Annotated in this window: 30 protein-coding genes and 1 pseudogene; 11 read left to right on the forward strand and 20 right to left on the reverse strand. The window is 37.0% G+C overall.

The annotated features are described in order from the left end of the window. Positions 1-4: 4 nt before the first annotated feature. The 9 genes from NG55_RS00640 to NG55_RS00680 form a co-directional block, all read right to left on the reverse strand. Positions 5-883 carry an AraC family transcriptional regulator gene (locus tag NG55_RS00640; RefSeq protein ID WP_023269713.1) on the reverse strand — a complete coding sequence of 293 codons (879 nt, stop codon included), beginning with the start codon at positions 881-883 and terminating at the stop codon, positions 5-7. A 260-nt stretch (positions 884-1,143) separates the two neighbouring features. Continuing rightward, on the reverse strand, positions 1,144-1,530 hold the full coding sequence (locus NG55_RS00645) for a DUF7668 domain-containing protein (RefSeq protein ID WP_016660264.1): 387 nt from the start codon (positions 1,528-1,530) through the stop codon (positions 1,144-1,146). A 254-nt stretch (positions 1,531-1,784) separates the two neighbouring features. Further along, a complete protein-coding gene (locus tag NG55_RS00650) occupies positions 1,785-2,054 on the reverse strand; it encodes a hypothetical protein (RefSeq protein ID WP_016660265.1) in 270 nt (89 codons plus the stop codon). A gap of 275 nt (positions 2,055-2,329) precedes the next feature. Further along, positions 2,330-3,034: a GntR family transcriptional regulator gene (locus NG55_RS00655; RefSeq protein ID WP_065341993.1), complete on the reverse strand. Its 705-nt coding sequence runs from the start codon at positions 3,032-3,034 to the stop codon at positions 2,330-2,332. 6 nt (positions 3,035-3,040) lie between these two features. Beyond that, on the reverse strand, positions 3,041-6,646 hold the full coding sequence (gene uca / locus NG55_RS00660; protein WP_065341994.1) for an urea carboxylase: 3,606 nt from the start codon (positions 6,644-6,646) through the stop codon (positions 3,041-3,043). 19 nt (positions 6,647-6,665) lie between these two features. Then, positions 6,666-8,489 carry an allophanate hydrolase gene (gene atzF, locus NG55_RS00665; protein ID WP_065341995.1) on the reverse strand — a complete coding sequence of 608 codons (1,824 nt, stop codon included), beginning with the start codon at positions 8,487-8,489 and terminating at the stop codon, positions 6,666-6,668. Positions 8,490-8,739: 250 nt separating this feature from the next. Next, complete coding sequence (locus NG55_RS00670) at positions 8,740-9,096, reverse strand: winged helix-turn-helix domain-containing protein (protein WP_065341996.1); 357 nt, start codon at positions 9,094-9,096, stop codon at positions 8,740-8,742. Positions 9,097-9,155: 59 nt separating this feature from the next. After that, positions 9,156-10,265, reverse strand: a complete 1,110-nt coding sequence (locus NG55_RS00675) for an S-(hydroxymethyl)glutathione dehydrogenase/class III alcohol dehydrogenase (RefSeq protein ID WP_065342684.1) — start codon at positions 10,263-10,265, stop codon at positions 9,156-9,158. A gap of 20 nt (positions 10,266-10,285) precedes the next feature. Beyond that, positions 10,286-10,561, reverse strand: coding sequence for a metal/formaldehyde-sensitive transcriptional repressor (locus NG55_RS00680; RefSeq protein ID WP_004653592.1), 276 nt, complete (start codon positions 10,559-10,561; stop codon positions 10,286-10,288). 297 nt (positions 10,562-10,858) lie between these two features. Here NG55_RS00680 and NG55_RS00685 point away from each other — a divergent pair, with 297 nt between their 5' ends. Next, a complete protein-coding gene (locus tag NG55_RS00685) occupies positions 10,859-12,367 on the forward strand; it encodes a phospholipase D family protein (protein WP_065341997.1) in 1,509 nt (502 codons plus the stop codon). Between the two features lie 36 nt (positions 12,368-12,403). Here the strand turns inward: NG55_RS00685 and NG55_RS00690 are convergent, their stop codons facing one another. From NG55_RS00690 to NG55_RS00705, 4 genes are all read right to left on the reverse strand, one after another. Continuing rightward, positions 12,404-13,027, reverse strand: coding sequence for a class I SAM-dependent methyltransferase (locus tag NG55_RS00690; RefSeq protein ID WP_065341998.1), 624 nt, complete (start codon positions 13,025-13,027; stop codon positions 12,404-12,406). 20 nt (positions 13,028-13,047) lie between these two features. Then, the gene (locus NG55_RS00695; protein ID WP_065341999.1) at positions 13,048-13,638 is read right to left on the reverse strand and encodes a uracil-DNA glycosylase family protein; all 591 of its coding nucleotides are present in this window, start codon (positions 13,636-13,638) and stop codon (positions 13,048-13,050) included. 247 nt (positions 13,639-13,885) lie between these two features. After that, on the reverse strand, positions 13,886-14,167 hold the full coding sequence (locus NG55_RS00700; protein WP_065342000.1) for a hypothetical protein: 282 nt from the start codon (positions 14,165-14,167) through the stop codon (positions 13,886-13,888). A gap of 12 nt (positions 14,168-14,179) precedes the next feature. Further along, on the reverse strand, positions 14,180-15,046 hold the full coding sequence (locus tag NG55_RS00705) for a BRO-N domain-containing protein (protein ID WP_065342001.1): 867 nt from the start codon (positions 15,044-15,046) through the stop codon (positions 14,180-14,182). Between the two features lie 144 nt (positions 15,047-15,190). Here NG55_RS00705 and NG55_RS00710 point away from each other — a divergent pair, with 144 nt between their 5' ends. The 5 genes from NG55_RS00710 (at position 15,191) to NG55_RS00730 (ending at position 18,337) form a co-directional block, all read left to right on the forward strand. Beyond that, positions 15,191-15,565 carry a hypothetical protein gene (locus NG55_RS00710; protein ID WP_065342002.1) on the forward strand — a complete coding sequence of 125 codons (375 nt, stop codon included), beginning with the start codon at positions 15,191-15,193 and terminating at the stop codon, positions 15,563-15,565. Positions 15,566-15,663: 98 nt separating this feature from the next. Beyond that, a complete protein-coding gene (locus NG55_RS00715; RefSeq protein WP_065342003.1) occupies positions 15,664-16,542 on the forward strand; it encodes a hypothetical protein in 879 nt (292 codons plus the stop codon). 161 nt (positions 16,543-16,703) lie between these two features. Next, positions 16,704-17,396, forward strand: coding sequence for a hypothetical protein (locus NG55_RS00720; protein WP_065342004.1), 693 nt, complete (start codon positions 16,704-16,706; stop codon positions 17,394-17,396). Positions 17,397-17,588: 192 nt separating this feature from the next. After that, positions 17,589-18,041 (forward strand): hypothetical protein, encoded by a 453-nt coding sequence (locus NG55_RS00725; protein ID WP_141669870.1) that lies wholly within the window; start codon positions 17,589-17,591, stop codon positions 18,039-18,041. Positions 18,042-18,103: 62 nt separating this feature from the next. Further along, positions 18,104-18,337 carry a hypothetical protein gene (locus NG55_RS00730; protein WP_065342006.1) on the forward strand — a complete coding sequence of 78 codons (234 nt, stop codon included), beginning with the start codon at positions 18,104-18,106 and terminating at the stop codon, positions 18,335-18,337. An 11-nt stretch (positions 18,338-18,348) separates the two neighbouring features. On the opposite strand, the gene NG55_RS00735 is transcribed toward NG55_RS00730, so the two are convergent. Together NG55_RS00735 and NG55_RS00740 are read right to left on the reverse strand one after the other, a co-directional pair. Further along, on the reverse strand, positions 18,349-19,434 hold the full coding sequence (locus NG55_RS00735; protein ID WP_065342007.1) for an XRE family transcriptional regulator: 1,086 nt from the start codon (positions 19,432-19,434) through the stop codon (positions 18,349-18,351). A gap of 20 nt (positions 19,435-19,454) precedes the next feature. Then, positions 19,455-20,078, reverse strand: a complete 624-nt coding sequence (locus NG55_RS00740; RefSeq protein WP_065342008.1) for a hypothetical protein — start codon at positions 20,076-20,078, stop codon at positions 19,455-19,457. 216 nt (positions 20,079-20,294) lie between these two features. Between NG55_RS00740 and NG55_RS00745 the strand changes: the two genes are divergently transcribed. The 4 genes and pseudogenes from NG55_RS00745 to NG55_RS00755 all read left to right on the forward strand — a co-directional run bounded on the left by NG55_RS00745 (position 20,295) and on the right by NG55_RS00755 (position 22,410). Beyond that, positions 20,295-20,513, forward strand: a complete 219-nt coding sequence (locus NG55_RS00745) for an excalibur calcium-binding domain-containing protein (protein WP_065342009.1) — start codon at positions 20,295-20,297, stop codon at positions 20,511-20,513. 12 nt (positions 20,514-20,525) lie between these two features. After that, on the forward strand, positions 20,526-21,185 hold the full coding sequence (locus NG55_RS00750; protein WP_065342010.1) for a hypothetical protein: 660 nt from the start codon (positions 20,526-20,528) through the stop codon (positions 21,183-21,185). Then, positions 21,169-21,458 (forward strand): annotated as a pseudogene (locus NG55_RS20425) (CPCC family cysteine-rich protein). Before NG55_RS00750 ends, NG55_RS20425 begins: the two are co-directional and overlap by 17 nt. A 160-nt stretch (positions 21,459-21,618) precedes the next feature. Beyond that, the gene (locus tag NG55_RS00755; protein ID WP_065342011.1) at positions 21,619-22,410 is read left to right on the forward strand and encodes a hypothetical protein; all 792 of its coding nucleotides are present in this window, start codon (positions 21,619-21,621) and stop codon (positions 22,408-22,410) included. 126 nt (positions 22,411-22,536) lie between these two features. Here the strand turns inward: NG55_RS00755 and NG55_RS20935 are convergent, their stop codons facing one another. Beyond that, on the reverse strand, positions 22,537-22,710 hold the full coding sequence (locus NG55_RS20935; protein ID WP_157823727.1) for a hypothetical protein: 174 nt from the start codon (positions 22,708-22,710) through the stop codon (positions 22,537-22,539). 150 nt (positions 22,711-22,860) lie between these two features. Between NG55_RS20935 and NG55_RS00760 the strand changes: the two genes are divergently transcribed. Beyond that, complete coding sequence (locus NG55_RS00760; protein ID WP_081408942.1) at positions 22,861-23,016, forward strand: CPCC family cysteine-rich protein; 156 nt, start codon at positions 22,861-22,863, stop codon at positions 23,014-23,016. Between the two features lie 103 nt (positions 23,017-23,119). Here the strand turns inward: NG55_RS00760 and NG55_RS00765 are convergent, their stop codons facing one another. The 4 genes from NG55_RS00765 to NG55_RS00780 form a co-directional block, all read right to left on the reverse strand. Next, the gene (locus NG55_RS00765) at positions 23,120-24,565 is read right to left on the reverse strand and encodes a hypothetical protein (protein WP_065342012.1); all 1,446 of its coding nucleotides are present in this window, start codon (positions 24,563-24,565) and stop codon (positions 23,120-23,122) included. Next, complete coding sequence (locus NG55_RS00770) at positions 24,537-24,815, reverse strand: hypothetical protein (protein WP_065342013.1); 279 nt, start codon at positions 24,813-24,815, stop codon at positions 24,537-24,539. The genes NG55_RS00765 and NG55_RS00770 overlap by 29 nt, the downstream gene beginning before the upstream one ends. 248 nt (positions 24,816-25,063) lie before the next feature. After that, positions 25,064-25,621 (reverse strand): lysozyme, encoded by a 558-nt coding sequence (locus NG55_RS00775; protein WP_065342014.1) that lies wholly within the window; start codon positions 25,619-25,621, stop codon positions 25,064-25,066. Positions 25,622-25,709: 88 nt separating this feature from the next. Then, the gene (locus NG55_RS00780; RefSeq protein ID WP_065342015.1) at positions 25,710-26,462 is read right to left on the reverse strand and encodes a DUF4882 family protein; all 753 of its coding nucleotides are present in this window, start codon (positions 26,460-26,462) and stop codon (positions 25,710-25,712) included. Positions 26,463-26,464 lie beyond the last annotated feature (2 nt).

Genomic DNA, 26,464 nt, shown 5'->3' on the forward strand with positions numbered 1-26,464 from the left:
TTAATCATGACTCCGTTTCAGTATTAAATTCAGCATGTTTGGGTGGAAAACCAAACTGCTTTTTAAATTCTCGGCTAAATTGAGAAGAGCTCTGATATCCAACAGCATAAGCTGCCTGCGCCACACTTTGGTCTGCGTTTTGCAACAATTGTTTTGCCTTATGCAACCGAACCACTTTTAAATATTGCAAAGGCGAATGTTGTGTGACTTGTTTAAAGGCTTTATGGAAGGCAGAAGTACTCATATTGGCCTGTTCTGCCAGCATTTCCACAGTGAGTTTTTCAGTAAAATGATGTTGAATATATTCACAAATTTTATAAATCGGTCTGAGATTGCCCTGAGCGACCAGCCCTTTTAATGCAGCAGCACCTGAATGTTGAATCACCCTATACAGCAATTCTCGTTTAACCTGATCTCCCAAGATCAATACATCTTGCTCGGAAGTCAGGGTATTTAACAAACGGATGAGGACATTCGATAGCGTTTGATCATACTGAATCACACTCATTCCTGTGGTGAGTGGCTTAAACTGGTAGTTTTCAAAATAGGTTTTAGCCAGTAGTTCATTGACCGTATCTGCTTCCAACTTCATGCTGATCGCAATCATAGGTGCTTCAGGACTGGCAATGGTGTCACAGTCAAATGGCATAGAAACTGAGACGATCAGGCATTCATTTTGCTTGAACGAATATGTTTCTGTCCCAATATAACCACGCTTCTGACCTTGTAAAACAAACACTAAGGTTGGTTCTTGTAGTACAGCAATCGGTGGTGTGTTGTGATCAACACGCATTAAGGTGATGCCATCAATGGCCGTAGCAAAAAAGCCTTCTTTCGGTATGAGTTTTAGAAATAAATTGATCAGAGTCTGGTCATTCATCATGTGTCATCTGATGATTGGAAATGTGATTTTTATTATTAAATAGCAAACAGATAAAAACTGTTAGTTTTACGCAGAATTAGGCATGGAAAAGAGAGTTTTGTGAAGTTCCGCTTTGATAAGATGTTGAATGTATATTCTTAGCAACCATAGATCTATTCTTTTAAATGTATAAAAAACCAATTACTCATATATGAATAATTTGCTTAAGTTTCTGCTACCTAGAAAGCTAAATAGAAGGAGATAAGTTAACCATTTGAAATTCAAGGTACATAAAAATTATTAACATTAAATGAGAAACTATTATTTTTATCAATTTCAACAGTCAGAAATAGTATCAGATCACTTTTCCCTTCACTAATTGTAAATAAATCAATAAAAACATGCCAACAAGAATCCCCTTTCCATATGCATTGTGAAGACTCCCATGTTTGATCTGGCAAACTAATCAAAAATTCACCATAAGTGTTTATATCTGAAATAATTTCTTCAAAATTATCGGTGTCAATACTTACAATCCCCTTTATTTGATTATAAGATCCTATATCATAATTTTTACATGCCTCAACTATTTCAAAAATAGTATTCCGCCAAATACTAGGAATGGCTTGTGGGCCTTCATCATATAAAGATTTCAGATTATCATTCATTCAATTTTCCTTTATTTATAGATTGATTTGTAGCAAATATTTCTTCAACTACATAATTGTACTAAATTTTCTTGAACTGTGGCTCCGCCATCAGCATAGCGAATGTACTGATGAATTTTTTTGGGGGGTAATCGGTGTGCTACAACCAGCACATTTTCTTCCTATCATCCTAATTGACAAAAAACCTTTTTAAACAATTGATTAATTACTTAATTTTATGCGTTATTAGCTTAAAAAACTACCAATTATCACCATCACAAATTATTATTTCTATCCATTTCTAAAAGTGCTCTAAGTCTAAAAATTTCTGAAATTAATTTTGGGATATCTTGTTTGGCGTTTGCTATAAAATCCTGATCAGTAATAGTTGCACCGATTAACTCAATATCCTCATTGCCTGTCATAATAAAATTAGACCCACTCTGATGATTTCTACCTTCCACATAGGAGACCCATGGTCCTTGAGAAGTTTTTGAACAAAGTTCTAATATGTGTTCTAAATTTTCTTTTGATAATTCTTCCATGTCAGCTCTCTAAGTGCATATGCCTTCTTATCTTTATTGCCATTATATTGAAAAAAGTTGATATGTTTAACTTAATAGCTAAATACTTCATCTAACTCAATATATTAAAGTATGTTTCTGATACAATAAACTCTATAGCTAATACGTCTTAATCGCCCTGCTCAGACCAAATCGATTCAGGAATTACGAACTTCTTATCTATGTTATTCGATAATTTAGTTTATCTTCATCATATAAATACGGATACCCCAGCACATATAAAAAACAATATAAATCTAATAAAACTGACTTGAATCCAACATCTGTAAGGTAATCTTTTTCACTTCATCACGACTTTGCATAATATGCGCTTCAATCGCATTGATCGCTTGTTCTGTTTGCCGATCAAAAATAAAACCTAATATTTTTTGATGTTCCTGATAAGTCGCTTCAACTCGATAATCTTTGGAAAAATCCAAACGACGGATGATTCGGATTCGCTCACTCAAATCCCGATGAATCCTCGCCATTTCATTATTGCCCGAAGCTCGGACCAAAGCACAATGAAAATCTTCATCCTGCTGAGAAAGTTGTTTAATGTCTTTTAAATACTCAGAAGGTTGCACTAACCACAGGTCTTTTAACACCGACAACTCAACCGAGTTATGATGATCGATTTGGCAAAGCTTTCGAATCGAATCTTTTTCTAGAACAATACGCACATCATAAAGCTCTTCATAGTAACGAAAATTGAGCGGCCGAATCTGCCAACCGCTCCGAAAGCTCACATCAACATAGCCCTCTTGTTGCAAACGATATAAGGCTTGTCGGATGGGGGTACGACTCACATCATAGGCTTTAGCAACTTCAGACTCAGTAAAGCGTTCGCCTGGCATCAATTTAAAATCAAAGATGTCATTCTTGATGCGTTGGTAAACCAGCTCAGACAAATTGTCTGAGCCTTTGCTTGTGTTCTTTATGTTGATGTTCGCTTCTTTCATTCAAGCTTATTCCATATAGACCAATGGTTCACCACTATGTACGGTTTGCCCTGCTCGGCAAATAATGGCTTTGACGATGCCATCTTCCTCTGCATAGACAGGCAACTCCATTTTCATGGCTTCAATAATAGCAACAGTTTCACCTTTTTTGATCTCTTGGCCATGTTCTACAAAGATCTTCCAGATATTTCCAGTCATTGAAGCATTTAAAGAAGAAAGATGGCTGTAATCAACATGATTGGCTTGCTCAACATGTTGTTCAGGTTGTGTAGCAAATTCCTCTTTCCAGCGACTCACCTCAGTGCTAAAAGCCTGTTGTTGCTTGTCTTTAAATGCGGCAATACTTTCCGCTTCATTGTCCAAGAACTGCACATAGTCGGCATAGTCAAACTCGGTTTCTTCAATCTGAATTTGAGCACAGCCATTTTCAAAATCTGCACGCCATTCATTCAATTCAGCTTCAGTCACAGGGAAGTATTTAATCTGGTCAAAGAATTGCAAGAACCATTGCTTATCACCAAATTGCTTGTTCTTTTTAAACTTGTTCCAGATCGGCAGCGTTCGCCCAATCAACTGATAACCACCCGGTGAATCCATGCCATAAATACACATGTACATCCCTCCAATACCGACAGTCCCTTCTGCGGTAAAAGTACGTGCAGGATTGTACTTAGAACTGAGTAAGCGGTGACGTGGGTCAATCGGTACCGCACATGGTGCTGTCAAATAGACATCGCCCAAACCTAGCACTAAATAGTTGGCATCAAAAATAATATCTTTGACTTCATCACGATGTGCCAGTCCATTAATCCTTTGGATAAAATCAACATTATTCGGTAACCACGGCGCTTTGGCACAGACACTTTCCTGATAACGCTCTACGGCACCTAAAGTGGCACTATCCTCAAAAGCCATTGGTAAATGCACAATACGTGATGGAATTTTCAGTTGGCTTAAATCCCCCATTTGCTCTTCAAGTTTCAGTAATTGATGAATGAGCTCAGTTTGAGGAATTACCAGACCGTCATATTTAATTTGTAATGAACGTACACCCGGCGACAACTCCAAAACACCAGCAAGATTGGCATCGCGAATCATTTGAATCAGTTGATGCACACGCAAACGTAGCGCCAAATCTAAAACGTTTTCACCATATTCGAGCAAGATATAGCTATCACCCGCTTGGCGATACACGGTTTTTGGCGATAAATCAGTTGGTTCACGTTGAGCCAAAATAGTGCTAAACACGTCTTGAGCAGGTTCAATGGTTTCAATGACTTTAGATGCATCCGCAAAGTTCTGAATATTGTCGATTTGCTTACGTTCTAATGCATTGGCTTGTTCCGCCGTAATTGGATAAAAACGGATTTTGTCATCGGCTTTCAGTTGCCCGACTTTCCACAGTTCTGCTTTGGCTATGGTTACTGGACAAACGAAGCCGCCTAAACTTGGGCCATCTTTTGCCAAAATCACTGGGAAATCACCGGTAAAGTTGATCGCACCAATTGCATATTCACAGTCATGCACATTGGATGGATGCAGACCTGCTTCACCACCATTCTCTCTGGCCCAGCTTGGTGTCGGACCTGAAAGTCTGACGCCTAAACGGTTTGAGTTAAAGTGAACCGTCCACTCAGAGGCAAAGAATTCTTCGACATATTCAGGTTTAAAGAAATCAGGCGCACCGTGTGGTCCATACAACACGGCGATTTCCCACTCATTGCTATATTCAGGGATTAAATCTTTCGATAGCGCTTGTGGTGTATCGGTTGCCAGCGGCAATTCTGGACTGGCAAGTTCTGCATCAACCATTTTGATCATGTCGCCAACACGTAAAGTACGTCCTGCATGACCACCAAAATTGCCCAATGCAAAGGTTGAACGGCTACCCAAATATAATGGAACATCCAGTCCATCACGTACGGCTAAGTAAGTACGGCAGCCTGAAGCTACTTGACCAATTTTCAGGGTTTGGCCTGCTTTGACCTTAATCGGTTGCCAAAAAGCAATGCGTTGATCATCTAACAAAGCGGTACAACTTGCACCTGTGAGTGCAATGGTGGTATCAGCATGGAACTTTAAGCTTGGCCCCACTAAAGTAAACTCAAAAACCGCTGCTTTAGCATCATTTCCAACAATTCGATTGGCCAATTGGAAGGCATAATCATCCATTGGACCCGAAGGCGGTACACCGATATCCCAATAGCCAGTACGTCCTGGATAGTCTTGAATTGAACTCAAGGTGCCTGCTTGTACTACCTCAATCACTTTTGGTGAATAGCTGAAATCGTCAAGCATCCGAGTCCAAATTTGCATAGACTCAAAACGTTGGTCTGAGACAATGGCTCGGGCATAATCCAAGTTGGTGCTGATACCATTTAAACGCGTTTCCGCTAAAACCACTTTTAATTTTTCAATCGCAGTCGCTCGATCGTCAGCATGCACAATAATCTTGGCAATCATTGGATCAAAATACTGAGAAATTTCGGTACCTGTTTTCACCCAAGTATCGACGCGAATACCTTCGGGAAATGAAACTTCGGTGAGCACACCTGGGCTTGGTTGAAAATTTTTAACTGGGTCTTCTGCATAAACTCGGACCTCAATCGCAGCACCTTGCGGTTGGATATTACTGAGATAGTCCCAATCCAAGGCATCCCCTGCCGCGACTTTGAGCATACACTCGATTAAGTCGAGACCTGTCACCATTTCCGTCACAGGATGCTCTACCTGTAAACGCGTATTCACCTCAAGGAAATAAAACTCATCTCTTTGCGCATCATAAATAAACTCAACCGTTCCTGCACTGCGATAATTGACAGAGCGCCCTAGTTCAACTGCCGCTTGATGTAGCTTTTTACGGGTTGCTTCAGGTAAGTTCGCCGCTGGCGTTTCTTCAACCACTTTTTGGTTTCGGCGTTGCAATGAACAATCACGCTCACCAAACGCGACCACTTGACCTTGACCATCACCAAAAATCTGTACTTCGACATGACGTGCTTTATCAATAAAGCATTCAATAAAGACCCCTGCATCTTTAAAGAACTGCTCACCGAGGCGTTTCACACTTTCATAGGCATCTGCCAGTGCTTGTGCGGTGTCACAACGGGTAAGGCCAATACCACCACCACCTGCGGTGCTTTTTAGCATGATTGGATAACCAATACGCTCAGCTGCAGTCAATGCTTCTTCTAGACTGTCCAGCAAGCCTGTGCCGGGTGTCATTGGAACATGAGCTGCTGCGGCGAGTTCACGTGCACGGTGCTTTAGACCAAATTCCAGAATCTGCTCTGCTGTTGGACCCATAAAGGCAATATTATTTTCTTCACACGCACGGGAGAAATCGGCACTCTCAGACAGAAAGCCATAGCCCGGAAAAATCGCTTCAGCTCCTGTTTGTTTGGCTGCTTGAATCAGTTTTTCGATACTCAAATACGTATCAGCTGGCTTTAAACCTTCCAGTGCTATTGCAATATCTGCATCCTGCACATGTTGAGCATAACGGTCACTGTCTGAATAAACCGCGACACTGGTAATGCCTAATTTTTTCAGTGTTCGAATTGCCCGGACAGCAATTTCACCACGGTTTGCAATAAGTACGGTCTTAAACATGATGATTTCCCCCTAAAAATTAATTGGCTGCTTTGGCTGTTTGATTACGATGCTGGATATACGCTCTCCAGCCGCCAAAATGGCTAATATTCTCTGCATCGCCTAAGCCATAGGGTTCACAAATAAAGCCTTTAACCCAGCGACCATCTTCCAATTCGACATTGCCCATACCCAACGGCGTTGGGATTTCTGCCACAAACTCACCAAAGCGTGCTGTAGGCACATCCCAAAGCTCGACAATGATGCTTTGCCCTTCTTGCTGACGTGCCAAGCCTGGTTTTGGGGGAACTGTGCCATTCAAGGCATAAAGCGCATAATCCTGAGAGGTTTTGGTGGTTTCGACATGCACTGCGCCACGCGTGGTGAGCTGGAAATTCAATGGCATACCTGTTAAGTGCGCCCCGACAACCGCGACACGAATATGATGAGGAGATACCAAAGTTGGTGCGCTTATCGATGATGTTTTATCTAAAGCTCCGAGTTTTAGTGCTAAATAGTTCTGCCATGCTTTGCCGAAATGCACCAAAGCTGCATCGTGCCAAGCAGGTGCAATCAACGTGATACCAAATGGTAAGTTATCTGCCCTAAAACCTGCGGGTAATGCCAAGGCACTTAAATCTGCGAGATTAGTGAAATTGGTATACGTTCCGAAGTGTGCGTTATACTCAATCGGGTGCTGTTGCATTTGCTCAATGGTATAAATCGTCGGTGAAGTTGGCACGATCAAGGCATCAAATGCAGCTAAGCTGTCTTGAATTTTTCGGGTTAAATCCTGTTTTAAATATTCAGCATTGTAGGCATCGACAGCAGAATATTTTTCACCTTGTTTAATAATTTCTAGTACAGTCGAATCAAAATCATCGGCATTGCTTTTGAGTAAATCAGCCGCCGCAGCGGTACGCTCCGCAACCCAAGAGCCTTGATAAAGTTGTGCTGCAAGTTGCTCGAAAGCAGAAAAATCAATCGGTGTAATTTCAGCATTTAAGCTTTCCAGTAATTGAATGGTGTGTTGAAACGCTTTTTCAGCCAATTCATCACCAAAGAAGTTCAATTTATTCGGAATCGCAAATTTCAATTTGCTGGAAAAGCGTGCAGGTACGTTTTTAGGATGCTGACGTGAATAGCTATCTAAAGCATCATAAGCTTCGACTTGAGCAGCCACCAATTCAGCATCAGTCACGGTGAGCGCGAAGATAGAAATACAATCGATACTTTTTACTGCGGGTAATAGCCCACGATTGGAAAAACGCCCTTTGGTTGGTTTTAATCCGACAATGTTATTGAAAGCGGCTGGAACACGCCCCGATCCTGCGGTATCAGTTCCGAGAGAAAATGGGACTAAGCCACGTGCCACCACACTGGCTGAACCTGAACTTGAACCACCACTGACATATTCGGGTTTAAAACTATTCGGTACTGCCCCAAATGGTGAACGTGTGCCAACTAAACCCGTCGCAAATTGATCAAGATTGGTTTTGCCAAGTACAATCGCACCAGCTTGTTTAAGTAAACGAACCGTTTCTGCATCTTGTGTCGCAACAGTATTCAGTGCCTTACATGCCGCTGTGGTGACAAAACCAGCCACATCAATATTGTCTTTGACTGCAAACGGCACACCATATAACGGAAATTGTTTTTGTAGGTTGTCGCTATTTTGAGTCAGTTGCTTTAAAGATTGGATCTGTTGTTCAAGCAAATCTGTACTGGCCAGCGAAATCCATGCAACATCGTTTGGATCAATCGCTGCAACCAGTTCTTTTAAAATATCCAGCTGAATCTCTTGTTTTGAATACGCTGTTTGCCACTCAGAAATTGTCCAGCCTAAAGTTTTTAGTTCGCTCACTTTATGAATCCTATCTTGTATACAAGTTTGAATAGATAGAAGCAGAAAGCGTGCCAAAAATATATTTAATATATAAATCAATTATTTAATAAAAATAAGAAAATACAAGGTCGTTTGAATGGTTTATTTATAGTGCTAAATAGATTCAACAAAAATACGTATGCGCGATAACTCGGCAAATTTTTATTGAGAGAGAAAGGATCAAAGCAAATGTAATGAAATACTGTTTAAGTTATTTATATTTATAAAATTATTTATTTACTTTTAGATAGTTGGCTAGATCTTCAAACTCAGTTGTTACTGCCTGAATTGCTTGCTGCTCCATGGCTCTAAATTTTTTGAGTACCACTTGCCCCAATTCGGTTAGCACTGCACCACCACCATGCGTTCCGCCTGTTTGGGTATCGACCAAATTGGAATGAAAGCATTGGTTCATGGTATCCACCAGTTGCCATGCACGGCGGTAACTCATCTCCATAGACTTTGCTGCTTGGGAAATTGATCCTGTGCGATGGATCGCTTCAAGTAGCTCAGCTTTACCTGGACCAAAGGCGATCTGTTCATCAGATAGGATGCGAACATGTAGTTTTAAACGTGGTTTTGACATCAATATCCACCTAAGATTTGATGATGCTTTTCACATCATCAAATCCTATCATTTTTAAATTAGAAATGAATCACGGTACGTATCGACTTACCTTCATGCATTAGGTCAAAGGCATGATTAATATCATCCAATGGCATGGTATGTGTTACGAATGGTTCAAGTTGGATTTCACCTTTCATGGCATCTTCTACCATTTTAGGCAGTTGTGTACGTCCTTTTACCCCACCAAAGGCAGTTCCCATCCATTTGCGTCCTGTCACCAACTGGAACGGACGTGTTGAGATTTCTTGACCTGCACCTGCAACCCCAATAATCACGGATTGTCCCCAACCACGATGAGCACACTCCAATGCTGAACGCATGACATTGGTATTGCCGATACATTCAAAAGAATGGTCAACGCCCCAACCTGTCATTTCAACAATCACTTGTTGAATCGGCTGCTCATAATCTTTTGGGTTAAGGAAGTCAGTCGCACCGAACTGTTTTGCCAACTCAAATTTATCAGGATTGGTATCAACAACGATAATACGCCCTGCTTTGGCTTGACGAGCACCTTGCACCACAGCTAGACCAATACCACCAAGACCAAAGACAGCAACGCTATCGCCTGCTTGTACCTTCGCCGTATTGTGTACTGCGCCAATACCCGTGGTCACACCACAACCCAATAAACAGACTTGTTCATGATTGGCTTCAGGATTAATTTTCGCCAAAGAGACTTCTGCAACCACGGTATATTCACTAAAAGTTGAACACCCCATATAGTGATAAATCGGTTGACCATTATAAGAGAAACGCGTTGTACCATCTGGCATCACGCCTTTGCCTTGAGTGGCACGAACTGCCACACATAAATTGGTTTTGCCTGATTTACAGAATAAACATTCCTTACATTCAGCGGTATACAACGGAATAACATGGTCACCAACAGCAACACTGGTCACCCCCTCACCGACTTGCACCACAACCCCTGCACCTTCATGACCCAACACTGCCGGAAAAACACCTTCAGGATCATCACCTGACAAAGTGAAGGCATCGGTATGGCACACACCTGTATGGGTAATTTTAATCAGGACTTCACCCGCTTTAGGTGGTTCAACATCAAGCTCTACGATTTGTAAGGGTTCGCCTGCGGCAAAAGCAACGGCTGCACGAGATTTAATCACAATGACACTCCTGAATTTTACTTTAAATAAGATTTAAGAATTTTACTGACTTGAATAAGCTCTTGACTGCGTTGCAACTCCGAAGATTCACCGACAACGAGCGTATCTTTTAAATGAATTTCGAGTAGTTCAGTCATCAAACCGTTTAATGCACCACGAACTGCACAGATTTGCTGCAAAATATCAGCGCATTCTGTGTCATTTTCCAAAGCACGTTCAACACTTTGAACTTGACCTTGAATTCGCCTTACACGTGTGAGAATCTTTTTTTTATCCTCTAATTGTTTAGGCATAATGTCGACCACATTAAATCTAAAAATATACTATACACCAGTATAGTAATTTTACTCAATATTTATTGATCTAGATTCTATTAAGCTGTACTCATTGGAACTTGTTTACATAGAAAATTAAATTATTAATAATGATAACTTATTGATTATATTTATAATTACATTTCAACCTTGGAACGAAGTCGAATTTAGATATATAAGAAAATCAATCACCTACACATTGCTGCTGGATTCACACGCTTGATCAATAAAATGATAAAAAATTCATACCGTTTTAAGATAACGACACTTGTTATCATGTTAGGAATTGGTGGTTGTTCTTTGCCGCCCAATCAGAACCACGATCGGAGTAACGCCTTGCATACGAAAACAAAGTGGATGAATGATCCACAAGCCGATCTTAATATTGAAAAAGGTTTAACTGCTTTTTTAGCTTTGGATGATGCTTTCTTAAGTATTGCCTCTCGTATTCATTTAATTCGAAATGCCAAGTATCAACTTGATTTACAATATTATATTTGGAATGACGATGCCATTGGCAACATGATGTTGCACGAGTTGCTCAAAGCAGCTGACCGTGGAGTAAAAGTCCGTTTATTAATTGATGATCAGAATGGCATAAAACTGGATAAAACCCTAAAAGCCCTCGCCCAGCATCCAAATTTTGAAATCCGTATTTTCAATCCATATAAGTTTAGACATTTACGCGTTATTGATTATGTATTTAGACTCAAACAAATTAATCATCGTATGCATAACAAACTGACTATTGCCGATCATTCGATTGCAGTAACAGGTGGACGCAATATCAGCAGTGAATATTTTGAAGCCAGTGACCAGTTTCAGTTTAGCGACATGGACATTTTATTCTACGGAAAAGCCGTCGATCGAGCGGAGCAGGTTTTCGATGAGTTTTGGACCGATAAACTCAGCTATTCAACTGAGCAGTTAATGGGTTCTGGTACACCCCAGCAACTTGAGGATTTAAGAAATAGCTATAAAGCCTTAGAGCAAGTTGATACACCCACCGAAGATAAACTTGAAGCTGCACAAGATTATTTAAAATTACGCCTACAAAACTACCCCATCCAATGGGCAAAGGCGCATTTTGTCGCTGATCATCCCAATAAAGCCTTAGGACAAGCCAAAGATCAGGAACTTTTATATGCTCAAGTTCTGGAAATTATGGGTAAACCTGAACAACATATGGAGTTGGTATCCGCCTATTTTGTTCCCACCAAGCGAGGCACAGCGTATTTAAACCAGTTGTCTAAAGATGGCATTAAAGTGCGTGTTCTGACCAATAGTTTGGTGGCCAATGATGTCGCCGTAGTGCATTCTTTTTATAGCCGATACCGTAAACCACTTTTGCAAAGTGGTGTGCAACTGTATGAGTTTAAACCGAATATCGAACGTAAAAAACGGACTTGGTATGAAATTGCGACTGGTAGTGTAATTCCTGTTAAAGGTAAAAATCGTTCAAGTCTGCATGCTAAATTTTTTGATGTGGATGGAAAAGTTTTTATTGGTTCATTTAACTTCGACCCCCGCTCCGCACATTTAAATACAGAAGTTGGCTTAGTGGTTGAATCTGATCATTTACAAGACCAAATTACTGCCATGCTTGATCAACATTTATTACAAGTGGCTTATCAGCTTAAATTAGATCAAGACGGTAATATTGTATGGTATGAACATAAGGAAAATGGTGAAGTGGTTGAGCATCATCATGATCCTGAAAGTACCAGATTCCAGCGTTTTACCATGCACTTTGTGTCTTATTCTCCCGTTGAATGGATGATGTAAACGCATAGCGAGTTTATCTAGACTCGCTATGATTACTTAATTCAGATTCATTTCAAACAAACATAGGCCTTCTATCTCTAACGGCATCTTAATCTGCGTAAAAGATGCCTGTACAAGTGTATCCAAATGTTCTTGTTTGGTCATATAAAGCTGATCATTTTGCATTGCATGTGCTGCACACAAATGATCACACACTAAATAATAGCCTTGGGGTTTTAATAAGGTTTTTACAGTTTTATGGAAATCGGTTGCATAGCATTTATGTCGAAGCTCATGTAATGCTTGATGGATAATAATCAAATCATACTTCTGAGAGAATATATTCTGCCAATCAGCTACTTTAAAGTTTCCAACAATATAGGTTGCACGTGCTCTTTCAGCGGCATTGAGTTTTTCTTGTGCCAGCTGATGCATCGCTTCTGAAAAATCAAAAGCGGTATACTCAATGTTAGTAAGTTGTGAGAGCAAATGTTGGGCTAAAAAACCTGGCCCAGAACCAAGCTCTAATACCTGATATTGTTTAGAAACCTGCTGTCTAATGAGATTGGCATAATATTCAAAGAAATCCTTTCGCCATGGTCTTTTTATATTCGCCGTTTCTTGCCACTCCAAAGCATCAGTGAAACTTCTTAAATCAATGGGGCTTACGACATCCTGCATTTATTTCCCTCTTGTTTTGATTAGACTAAGCTAATTTGTTCAAAAAATTGTTGGTATGCTTCAGCTTTCTTTTCCAACGCTAAAGGATAGGCTCTCGATGATGACGGTAGTCTGTATAAATTCAGCTCTCGATCAGCATAATTTACCTGTACCGACTGTCCAATCATAGGCTTACTGGTTTGCTCTGAAAAGTGCAGCATCAGCGTATCTGTCGCTTTATCGCCTGTGGTCATGATTGTATGGCACAATGGAATTTGTTCTAGCAATTTGGATAAATCTGTAGGCGTGACGATTTCTAAAAATTTATCAGAAGCATTACCTTGCAAACGTTTCACTTGATAGGCTGTGTCAAAGATTCCCACACCAATTTGAGTTAAGAATTCACGGATCAATTGCTCTTTAAAGTTTTTATTGGGTAAATCTAAAAAGTGATCTTTATCTTTAAAAAAGATCAGACCAAAGATCCGCCACATGTCGTTTTGATAATTAGGATAGTAAAAATCCATCTTCCAACGGCTTTGTGGCGGCGGAAAACTACCGAGCATCAGCAATTTTGCAGTCGCAGGTAGAAACGGTTGTAATGGGTGTGTTTCTATTTCTATATCAGTCATTTATATAAAGAGCCAAATTTTAAATCGAATGAATATTTTTAATCATTTTATCGAATTTCCCAGTTTTTTGCTTGGTTCTTTTGTTGGTGGAAATTTCGCCTTAACAAAATTTTAGCAAAATTTTAACAATATCTTTTGTTGGAATGAGATTTGAGTTTGCTGATCTGACAGAAGTAGTTTGAATGAAAATTTGCTTTCAAGATATAAAAAACCGCTTAAAAAAGCGGTTTTTTATCGAGGACAATAGTTAAATAACCTTCCCTTCATTTAAGCGTTTATAAGAATCTTCCTGCTCTTTGCTGAAAGTCATGGAATCCTGAATCATGCTTTCAGTAATTTGGAAAAGCCGAGTCAGTTCTTTGAAAACTGACTCAGGTACGTTATAGACCTTGGCCAGATATTCAATGGTTCTCTCTTGCTTGTGCTGGATTGCATCCAACATTGCCGCGATATCGGCAACTTGTTCATATGCCAGTGCAAAGCCTTCGGCAACATCACTTGCGTCATAAGATTCAATCAGGGTTTTCATTTTTATTCCCCTTTATTTATCTATGTTATTTAAAGAAAGAAAATTCGAATAGTTTCTATCCATGTTCATCAATCTATTCATTAAGCCTTGCAGATCCAGATTCTCATTTTGCCAGTCATGTGTTTGAGCAATTTGGAATAGAGATGCATAGTTTCGTTCACCCAACAATAAGCGTGCTTCATACGCACCACTTTTAAAATGATCATGGATGCCATAGCTCATCTTTGGGTTCAGTTGCTGCATTGCATTACCGAACTCACTCCACCATTGGTTTAGCCAAACCATGTGTAAAGCAAGATTACGGATATTCGCCTCTTCTTCGAGGCTGCGTAGTTTCATTGTTTCAAGGAACGTTACTGAGTCATTGAAATGGATAGCCAGTAAATCTTTATAACTCGATACTTTGAAGTGTTGATGGTGTCTATGCCACATCTCTGTGCGTTTTTTGACGCTGCCCTCACAGCGACGATCAACAATTGCTTTAAGTTCGGCAATTTGTCGATTATTGATTTTTACACGTGTTTCGAGTTGATGTTGTTTTGGTTGCTGTACTTCCCTATCCAATATGTCTAAAACCCATTTTCGGAATTCTTTTGCGACTGGAGTACGGGCAAAGAAAGTAATGAGATGACAACCACGTAAGGAAAAAATACGGGTTTCCTTTTCACGCATACTTTCATTAATTCCATTGACCGTCAATTTGACGGTCAATGTCATTTGGCTATTAAACTCGTCCGAATTACGATCATAAATTCGTGAAACTGAATCTTCACGCGCATATCCTAAAGCATGAGCAAGCTCAGATGAAGTAATCCAAATTTGCTCATCATTACGTTGGATTGGGTTAAATTGTATTGCTTTAAATGTTAAACTCTTCATATCAATTTTTCTCGCTAAAGATTGGTAACTCGCCCCGTGTTCCGCCAAGAATGTTCGGGGCGTTTTTATGACACCACTTTTAGTGCCGTTTGACATTACTTTATTATGACACTACTATTGGTGTCAATAGATAAGGGGTAAGAAATGTCTTCAAAAGAATTGATACGACTTCAAGCGCGTTTGCCACAAACTACACATGAAAATTTAACAAAGTATGCTGAGCAGCAAGGTCTATCTTTGAATTCTGCGATGGTACAACTTTTAGATTTTTCCTTAGAGCTAGGACTTCAAGGCGAAGGTAATTTACTTGACAGTACGCTTACAGATTTCAAAAATAACTTAATAAAAGCTAAATACATCGTTGGGGAATACATACAGCAAGAAATCGTTGATGAATTTGAAAATCTTAATAGTGAATTATATCTAGAATTTATTGGTAAAAAGTTTGAGAATCTTGACGTGCAAGATCGAAAGCTTCTAGCTGATCTCACGACAGCTTTAGCAAATAAAAAAAAGTGATGAAGACTAAGTTTGGTTAGTTTTTTGGGGAAAGCTAGGTTAGCTTTGAAATATATGTAATATCATTAATAATATTCAAGATTTATGAAGGAAACCACATGTCTAGTTTTTTTGGTTCATCGTTAAATATCAAAGATATAATACTTAGAAATAAAAAATTTATTTTAGCTTATTTAATTTTCTTAACTTTATTTTCATTCATTGGGTATTCACTTTACTTACCTCTATTTGATTCTCAAAAAACTTATACTTATTTTTTTAAGAAAAATATTTTTATCTATATAGGAATACCAACATTATATTTACTTTCAAGAGAGTTATTCTTTGCTTTTAAAAGCACAAAAAATTTAAGTGATATTGATCAATCTAGAGAAACAAGTCATAGTCAACCCAATTTTCGGCTTGAACAACATAGTGAAGAAAGGCTAACATCCCCTAATAATCTTGAAAGTTTTAAATTATACTTTTTAAAAATAATAAACACTTTAGAAGAAAAAAGTATAGATGCTGACAAAAAAGCGTCGATCTTACTTGATAATGGAAAACTATACTTTATTACTGGAATCACTTACTTTATTATTGCAATAATACTTTGGCAAATATATATAAGCTATATAGGTGAATTTAAGACAAATCACATCTATGGAATAGTGTCCACATCTTTGGTTTTTATCTTCATTGAATTTATAAGTGCATGGTATCTTCGTCAATATAAAAGCTTTTCAGACACCTCTACTTACCTTACCAAAATTAAGTCTATTTTTGACAAATACATGCTCATATATCTTGTCTCAGTTGAGAAAAATGATAAAGATTTTTCAATTTTATTAGAACAATTAAGTTCTGAAATAAAATGGCCAGAGACTTATCTACTAAAAAATGCAGATATAAGTTTTGCTAAGGATGCTTTAGAGACAATGACGACAATGGCTCAGGCATTTAAAAAAGAAGCACAAAATACTTCTTCTAACAATTAATTCATCTAAAAAGAGAATCATAGGATTCGTATGAAACCAAATAAGTTAGATTTTCCAATAAGTTCAGTAAAAAATTGGATAGTAAAATTCAAAAAACTAAAATCTGTTAATGAAGTAAGTTTAGAGCGAAAGATGGTGATAAAGCTACGTCTTTAGCCACAATGCTAGGCTTTTCTGCTGCATTGTTTGCACCTATAGGTGCTTACTTGTTAATTGATAGTTGGAAAATACAAAAAAAATATGACTTAAAAAAGGAATATTTGGTTCAAATATTAATAGACTTAAAACCTATTTTTATAGAATTAGTAGAAGTTAGGGAGGTCGAAGCAAGAGTTAAAAGTACTAAAGAAAATCTTGTACTTTATACAAAGACTTATAAAAAGCAAAATTTAGAGTTAAATCATTTTGTGGTTCAACTGCATCCAAACATAACTATTGTTAAAGAGCTATTTGACTTAATTAACTTAGGTGACCTTTACACACAACTCGAAAGACATTGCACAGCTATACAATCTAGCTACCACCATAATGTGATCAATCATTATAGTTCTTACTACAAAAAGGCATTTGATATCAACAATGGGGAAGAAAACTTGAACTATCAGTTCAGCAGAGCATATTTTCCAAGAGAACTAATGGAACTCGAAAGTTATATAGATCGAATTCAAATCTATATTAATATGCGATGCTCTTTTGATATTTTTGATGAAACAACTGGTGAGGCTAAAGACATTACTGAATATGAAAATTTTAGAACTTTAGTGAAAAAAACAATCGAAATCCATAATAAAATTCAACAAATATGTATTGATGAACTTAAGAGAGAGCTAGAAAGGAAGCCTTCAAATGTTTAATTTTAATTTTAATAATGTATAATAAATAATTTATCCCACTATTTTCTAAACATGCTTCATTAAGCATCGCGCAAATTTAGAAATATTTACAATAAGGTATAATTATGCCTAATGGATTTACTGAAAACAAGTTACCACATAATTGTAACTACTTAGTTCTTAAAGCTCAGTATCTAGCAAACAATTGCATTCTTGAAAAAAAATCAAGAGAATACGTATTTTCTAGAGCATTCAACAGATACTACAGCTATGAAGTCATTTGATGATGCAACATCAATGACTCTATGGATAGCTATATTAGCAACTCTCCTCGCATGGTGGTATGGTAAGCAAAGTTTTAAAATAACCCAGCAAGCTTTTGAACAAAGTATTGAACAAATTAAAGCTAGCATCTCTATATCTTCTCAAAATACTGCTGCAACTTTAAAATCTAATCAAATATTAATAGATCATCAAATATTAACTCAAAATAATCAATTTAACTTTCAGAAAGACCAAGAAATCAGAAATATCTTGATAGATATATCAACTACATTTATTCAATCGGGGAAAAAATATTTTTTATACTCACAAAGTATACTGACCAATTACACCCAAAAGATTGGCAAAATTTCGTCAACTATTCAAGCCCTCACATATCATTAGCTTCTAAAAATAATTCAGAATATTTAAACACTCATTCATCCATTAATAAAGAGATTGAAAATATGCTGGAGAGTTTATTTAAATTTTCGATGGTTACTAAGCCAGATAATCCAAAAGTTTTAAATACATTAAGCTATTTGCAACAAGCAACTGACCTTGCTGTTGACCAAAGAAACATGCACTTGTATAAAGATAAAGATCAGCATATTGAAAAACTAAACAATCTAGATAGAATGATACAGAACTCTAGAATAACTTTAATTGAAGTCATTCAAGATAAAAATTGTTTTTTATAAAAAAAGCGCCCTTAGGCGCTTTCTTCTACTAGCTTAGGAGTCCTTGGTTTTTTAGGAATTTCTATCCCAACTAAACTTTCAAGAAAACTAACATTCATATCTAAAGCTTTAGCTATATCTTCAGCATAAATTTTCTTCTTAGCAAGCATTGCAAAACATGCTTGAAGCAGTTCAGGTCTTTCTTTTGGAATTAAGTGATCTTCTTTCTCGGTAATTGCTTCACTATTCTTTCTCAAAGCAATTACACCACTAGCATACTGTTCCTGTGTTAATAAACCTAATGACTTAGCTCTATACAGAATCGCAGCCTTACTCACCTTCCAAGTTTGCTTAAACTCACTCAATTTAGACCAGTTATAACGCCCTGCTCTAAACCATGTTGGAAAATGAGTACGCATCATAGTTTGAGGAATTAAAAAAGCTGAGGCGAACTGATTTGCTTCCGACTCGGTAATTCGATCCCCAGTTACCATACCATCGTGAAGTACTAAATGACCAAGCTCATGAGCTAGATCAAAACGCTGTCGACACTCACTCTCCTTCGCTTCATTACGAACAAAGATTGGACGTGCTGTTGCTAAAGAAAGCGCATCAACTTCGGTCGATAATGACTGAAAAGTAGTAACGACTACACCGTGCGATTCACATAAGCGAATAATGTTACTGATTGGTCCTAAACCTAGCCCCCAATCAACACGGCACTGTTCAGCAATCGCTTCTATAGAACCTGAACGAGTCGAATCGTGAATATCATATTTAGGCAACCGAAGTTTAGAGTCTAAATATTCAGTTAAGCGCTTAATGTACTCACCACGCGCAATAACAACTTGCTTGGTTGCTATCTTCGTTGATCTCAGGCTTCTAAAATGGATTTGCTCCTCTTGTAATACTGACTTTACATGAGTAAAAAGTTCTTCAGGAACATTGAAAAAATTGGCAGCTTGCTGAATAAATTGAATACTAGGTATGGTCTGCCCAGTCTCAACTTTGTGAACATACTGCCGTGTGCACTCAAGGTGCTGACCTAATTCTTCTAAAGACAGTTGATTAAACTGTCTAAGAAGTTTTAGTTCTAATCCATTAAATGGCGTGTTCATAATGACATTGCTTATTACGACTATTTGAATTTAGTGTCTAAATCTTCATCTAAAAGATCATCTTCGTCAGGATCTTCAATAAATGGAGCATCAAGCTCAACAGATTCAGGAGTAATTGGGTCTACCAAATGTAACTTATTACCATCTAAATTGTCATTAGATCTCCAATAAGCTACAGGTACAGTGGCTAAATTAAAACCAACAAATTCAACAAATGCTTCGTCTTCATCCGTTTTAGGTTCATTCAAGATAAATTTCCATACTACTGGTTGGTTATCATCTGACTGGAACAGGTCATAATTTGAAGGTGTATATTTTCTTAACTTCAATGACTTCGGATCAGTAGAACTTCCTTTACAAAAACCAATCTGAGCGTAACCAACTTGAAAAACAAATCTAAATGTTCCATCTTTAAGATGAACTTTTACTGGACAATCATCTGAAGCAATTAATTTTTTAAACTGTTCATATGTGCGACCAAAAATTGTTGTACCACGTGTATAGTTATCATCATTTTCACTATTTAAGATTTCGTGAACATCATGATAAATTTCGAGCATTGGTGTCGCAAAGTATCTCAGCACCTCGTCCGTTAACTGAGGCTCAAAGGCAGAGGGAGGATGTAATTTATTACCGTCATTCATAAAATTATAAGTCCAAAAAAATTGAGATGTGGGTTAAAAATAAATTAGGACTAAATACAAAGTTTGTCAACCAAAATTTGAGACTATTTTTTAATTTTGTCAACTAAATACATTATGAAGAATATTCATCCTAAGAATTTTTCCTATTCCTCATAGTTTGCAGTACTTTATAAGTCGCTGTTACAATCTATTTAAACTTATACTCAAAACAAATTTATGAAATATATAGTTTTTATTCTAATGGGGCTGCTTTCTTTGCAAAGCTATGCAAAAAAATGTGCTGACTTTGGAACTCAAAAAGAGGCACAAGCTTGGTATGAGCAAAGAAAGAAATCTGGGCAAACTGGTTGGAAAAGTTTAGACCGCGATGGAGATGGTAAAGCATGTGATTGCTTACCAGGTGGAAATGGCAAGAATTGCCCAAAGAACAAATAATAGGGAAAGTACATGAAATTTAACTTTTCTCTAGATGTGGCTATTGCCCTCACTTTAATTACAGTCTTTCTTTTCACTTCTGGCCAAATTTATTTGAATGGCTATTTAGGGTATTTTTTAGTAGATCCAATAGCCCTCAACTTCTCAGTACAAGATAAAATTTATCTTGGATTCCTTAGAGGAATTAATCAGCTACTGTACCTCTGTACTGCTTGTTTAATAATGTTTTTCTTAAGATACATTTTTGTTTATTTCGATTTAGCAAAAAAACTTGATGCAAAGTTACTAAGCTATATACCTAAAAATGAACGTAGTCCTGAGAAAGTTTTGAGAATTCATAATTCCCAGCATTATGATCAATTAGACCAGAATTTCTCAGTGGTTGTCCTAAACTCTCTACTAGTTTTAGCTCTATTATGGGGAACTATTCAAGCATTTGTTTATATAGAAAATAGCAGTAAAGATATTGCCCAAAAAGTAATGAAAAATATTGATGTTTTGCCTAAAATTACTGTTAAAGATCAAAATGATCTAACAAACAAATATTTGCTTAAGTGCGGCTCTACCCTTTGTGCTGTGATAGATGAACAAAAAAATGTCTCTTTAGTTGAGCCGAAGAATGTTGTGTATTTGAGTTCTAATTTTGCTGAAAAGCCTGAGAAAAAAAGCTGATAGGAACTATTGGAGAAATAGAAAGCTCTACCCATGTTTATGCTGTGGCTACTTAACCAGAGACGAACCATCTAACGGTGATTATCTTATCTGCTCTGTATGCTTCTGGGAGGATGATCCTGTACAAGCAGAAGACTATGATTCCGCTGGCGGTGCAAACGTACCTTCGCTAAACCAAGCTCGTGAAAACTTTAAAAAAAGTATGGTGCGATTGAAGAATGCTTTGTTAAGGATGTGAGAAAGCCGATGGGTGAAGAAATTCCAAATAATTAAGGCGTCTCAAATTGTTTTTAAGATAGTGAGTTTATGCGACAGCAACCATCCATCGCTATCTTCACTCATAGCCTCAGCATTAAGACGTATGCAATTGATTATGTAATGCAATAATGCTAGATATAGTTCTCTAATAATTACAAAATAATAGGTAATAAAAATGGTTAGAAAAGTTATATCTGTAAATAAAGTGTATGTAGATTTTACGCAAAGCAGTGGGGATACACCACCCTCAGCCGTAATTAGTGCAAAGGGTAAAGTACCATCTAGTGGTTGGTCTAATGCTGAGTTAGGCCCTTGGTATTATATTAAAGAACCTGAGGACGGCATCCTTGATATAGATTTTTATGCTACTGAACCATCAAAGGATGCCTTGGTCTTTGCACATCACGATGGAGTAGAAATTTTTTCTACGCCCCTAGTAATTGATCTTCCTAGTTGGGTCAAGGGGGTGAGAATCCATGCCTCTACCAATTCTCTAGTTAAGCTGTTTGATAAGAATAAATCAGTTTTATCTGGTGGAGCAGATTCATTTCCATGGAGTATTAAAACATTCGGCCCCATAGATGGATTTCCTTGGTCTCGGAAAGAAAATCAGAATGTTGGTAAAAAATTAACTGCTGGAGATGTTGATTGGTCTGCTTGGTATAACAATCAACCTGGTCCTAATTTTTCACCAAGCTTACACATCAAAGCCGAAGTTGACGTAGGAAATGAGTCGGATGATGCAACGCTTGAGTTTTCATATTTAGAAAAGAAAATACCACCAAATCTAGTTCTAACAGTTGTACCAAAGTACTTATTCATTCCTAGACCTTCTGGTGAAACCATAATCACTTTACATTATTCTTGTCCTAAGCCACTACCTGATGGCGTAGACAGTATAATAATCAACTATCCTGATGGCACATCAACAGTTATTGATAAAAATGATATTGAAAGCACTTCTTAGCAACTGAAACTTCTTTAAATATTCTGAACGATACTGCTCATCATCCTTTTGGATAATGAGCAGTATTAGTTTGAATTACTTTATAAAAAGGTTTGGTTGTATTCTATAGCTTCGAAATAAGTACGTTTAAGGTTTTGTGGTCGTGGTTCCACCAGCTGTATCAGATGGATTAGTAGATGGTTCAGACGGTGTTTCCTTTGGACCACTTGCGCCGCCCGGTTCTGGACTTTGAGCGGCTTCCTCAGTACTTGCTTCCCGCCCTTTTATTTCTTTATCACCTTGTTGATTGTTCTTAGTCATATTGAACTCCATTATATTTTAAATAATAAATTTATAAAAATTATGCTATTAAAAGAATTTAGATAGTTGGTTCTTATTCTTTCACAATATTTATTAGCATCTGCATGTTTATTAATATCACTTTTTTAAGAAAAACTCACCCTCTGCTGCATGGTAGTAGGCAAGCAAAAGACTATAAACAGCGGCGGTACTAACGTACCATCACTAAACCAAGCCTGTAAAAACTTTAAAAAGTATGGGGCAATGGAGGAACGGTTTATTAAGAATGTGAGAAAGCTGAAGGATGAGGAGATTTCGGAGGATTAGAGTGAAGAAATTGGTCTATGTCTTGAGAAAAGTTGAACAAAAATTCTTTTAAATTTGATATCTACTCGTAAAAAACCTCCCGAAGGAGGTCAAAAAATGAGTTTTAGGTTGTCGCTGTAGCAATCTTATTCCATGTAATAGCATTTGCAGGGCCATTTGACATTGCGACCCAACCAATATTTTGGTTAGTAATAGCGTCATTTGTAAACAATAATTGTCCCTTTTTAATATTGATATTTAATAGGAAAGAGGCTGGTTCTCTCCCACTAAAAAACATAGGCCCTTGATATGGATTATCTGACTGATCAATTCTGAAATTCTGATAAAAGTAATTTCCCTTATAGCCATTTGCTCCACTAATAACGGATGAAGCATAACAAAGATTATTAATTATTACGGATTCTCTAGAGCCATTAGCATCATTGATCAATGGTGACTCTGTCATATTAAGATTATCTTTATGAATAGTTCCACTAGCCGAATCTAGTATGCATGATCTTCTATTCCCTCCTAAAAACATATTGTTAACAATAGAGGTTTTAACTGTAGAGCTAACAATTAAAAATGATTCATTGGGGTTATCTAACCCGTCAATAATATTTCCTTTTACAAGGCTTTTTTCTGCTCGACCTAATGATATAGCTCGACCTTGTCCACATTGAATATTGTTATCCGTAATGACAAACTTCATGGAACCAGTCGAACTACAAAATATAATACCTTTAGTGTTGTTAACACTCTTTAAATTAATAAAATTATTTTTAGAAATTAAAATATTTTCACTATAATTACTAAAACTCGAATGATTAATGCTAATTTGCGAAAAGTTAATTGTTCCATCAAAAAAATTTCCAATAATTTTACCACCATCACCTTCAACGAAATCAACAACATTAGAAACATTAGTTAATAAAATATTTTGATCAGACTGCTGAAAAACATTATCTTGAACTAATGGATTGTTACCTTGTATTTTTACATGCCGTCTATTTACATTATTAATCCTATTACCACAAATTATTGTTTTACAATCAGAGTAATTACCTAAATTATCTTTTGAAACAATAGTAATAGCATCTCCTTCTTCACCTAAAATTCTATCAAAGCTATTGTTTCCTATAACACTTGTATATGTTGGATTTACAATATCTACAGCTATAGCCCTGCACATACCTCTACCATTTCCTAATGTACCATCACCAAGAGCATCTATATCTTTTACTGTGTTATCTCTAATTTTAAAACCATGTCCATTCTGTAAAATAGTAAATGCTACTGCACTATACTCTTTAGCATAGAGGTTTATTACTTTACTGTTGTGTATAAGACAATTAGGTGCATTAACATGAACCAAATTACATAAGCTCATTTTCTTACCATCTGCATTTATAGACAAAGAAGTCTCTTCTGCATTTATTAAAATAAACTTTTTAACTTCGTTGTTAGGGATTACGACTCCATTGAATACAATTTTCATTTCTGGAGTGTTACTTACAATTATAGGATCTGCTGAACTTGGATTAACAGAATGAGCTACATGGTATGCCATTGATATATAGTGTTTGATGGTAGGTTGTATCATTCAATGCTTTCTGCAATGCTACATCATCAATAGATTGTGATAATGATGTCACAAATGGATAAATAGCTTGGGCATCAGATAAATTTGAATATTTCTCAGATAAAGGATGATAGGTACCATCACAAATCGCACCATAATCATGGGTAGTGATTTGATCTTTGTTTTTACTTTCTTGTGTTCGGCCAGACCAAGTTGTAACTTCTATATCAGAAACCATCTTATTATTCACTCTTAAGTTATTGCGAATAATAAATATAAAATAATAAAACTGTGAAATGTACTAAAACCTCAAATTATCAGAAAGCATCTTCAATAATCAAATTAATAGCAATTATTTTTCAATATAACTATTAGCACTCTTACTTCTAGATATTTAAAAATTAATTAAAATTATAAATATAGGACTATCAAATAAATATGGAGTACTAAAGATGAATCTAATCATTGAACGTCTGCAGTGATAAATTACTTTTTTAAAAACAGCTCTCGTTCTGCAGCACGGCGACGAACAAGCCCTTTCATTACTTTCCCACCGCCTCTATTCCATTTGGGAAACTGATCAGCAGCTCCGGTATAGTCTTTGGCATTTAACTTTTTAACCAATGTAGAGCCTTTAAACGCTGCTTCACCGATGTTGTAAGTTAGACTAACCAATGCATCAAACTTATTTTGATTAACCACAACTTTTACGACCTGATTTACTGCAGCCTCGAAGCGCCTCAAATCATGTTGAAAAAAGGACATTGCTTGCACTTTGGTACAGCTATCGCCTCTTTTCACTCTTATGCCATTTGGGTAAACCGTGGTACCGTAGCCGATCGTCCAGACACCAACACCATCGTCATAGGCAGCTAAACGCAGATCTTCAAAACTGGTGATTAAGTTGATACCTACTTGACTGGTTTTCATTGCTTGATTGGGATTTAGTTGATCTGCAACTTTGTTCAAGTTATCGACTTGGGTCTGTGTAAGCTTACCACCCGCTAGGACACGTGCAGCATCAAAAAAAGGTTTTCTATCCATTTTGCTTTCCTCTTGGCAATAAAAAAGCGCCCTAAGGCGCAATGAAAAATTTTTATATTAAAAAACGTGTACTTGACGGGTTTTAACGTTAAATTGTATTTCCACAGATATCTTTAGCTCCCGATGGGTAAAGAAATTTGAATTTTGTCTTATCAGTAATTAATTCTATGGATTGACTAAGGCCAATATTTGGTGAAGTAGCATCTAATCCAAAATAACTATATCCATTTGTAAACGTTAATCCTTGAATTTTGTCAACATGATTTGAAATGTACCCTTTGTTTATGCCATTAAAAATCACACCAACTTGTTTTGTGTCTTGATTTACATAAAAGCCAATGTACTGATATCCATCTGCAGTATTAGATACTGGGATTTCTAATAATCCAGTTGAACCATCTTTCGTACTTCCTACGATAAAAGCTACGCTATTAGGATTTGCAGAACCTTGTAAATGATTTGTGTACATAGCAATTAACTGATATTTACCACCAGCATAAGCTCCCTCTGCAAAATTTGGATATGTCATTATTTGTTCACTATTGGGTAAAAGTACGGATGGAACCTTAAACTTATATTCATAAGCAAAAATCCCTGATTGTGGTGGGATAATCACATTTACTTTACCTTGTAAAGCTTGACTATTAGCGGCTACATACATTTTAGAAGTAGCTGATAAACTCAATCCAGTACTCTGTCCAGAAACGATAGGAAACTTTTCAAAGCCTGGATATACAGTGGAAATTTCTGCTTGAGTTGCATCAAAGTTATAAGTACAGGCAGCAAAAGCACTTCCTATGGTGCTCACACTAATTAATGTACCAATTATTAATCTTTTCACTT

This window comes from Acinetobacter gyllenbergii (genome assembly GCF_001682515.1).
Lineage (GTDB): Bacteria > Pseudomonadota > Gammaproteobacteria > Pseudomonadales > Moraxellaceae > Acinetobacter > Acinetobacter gyllenbergii.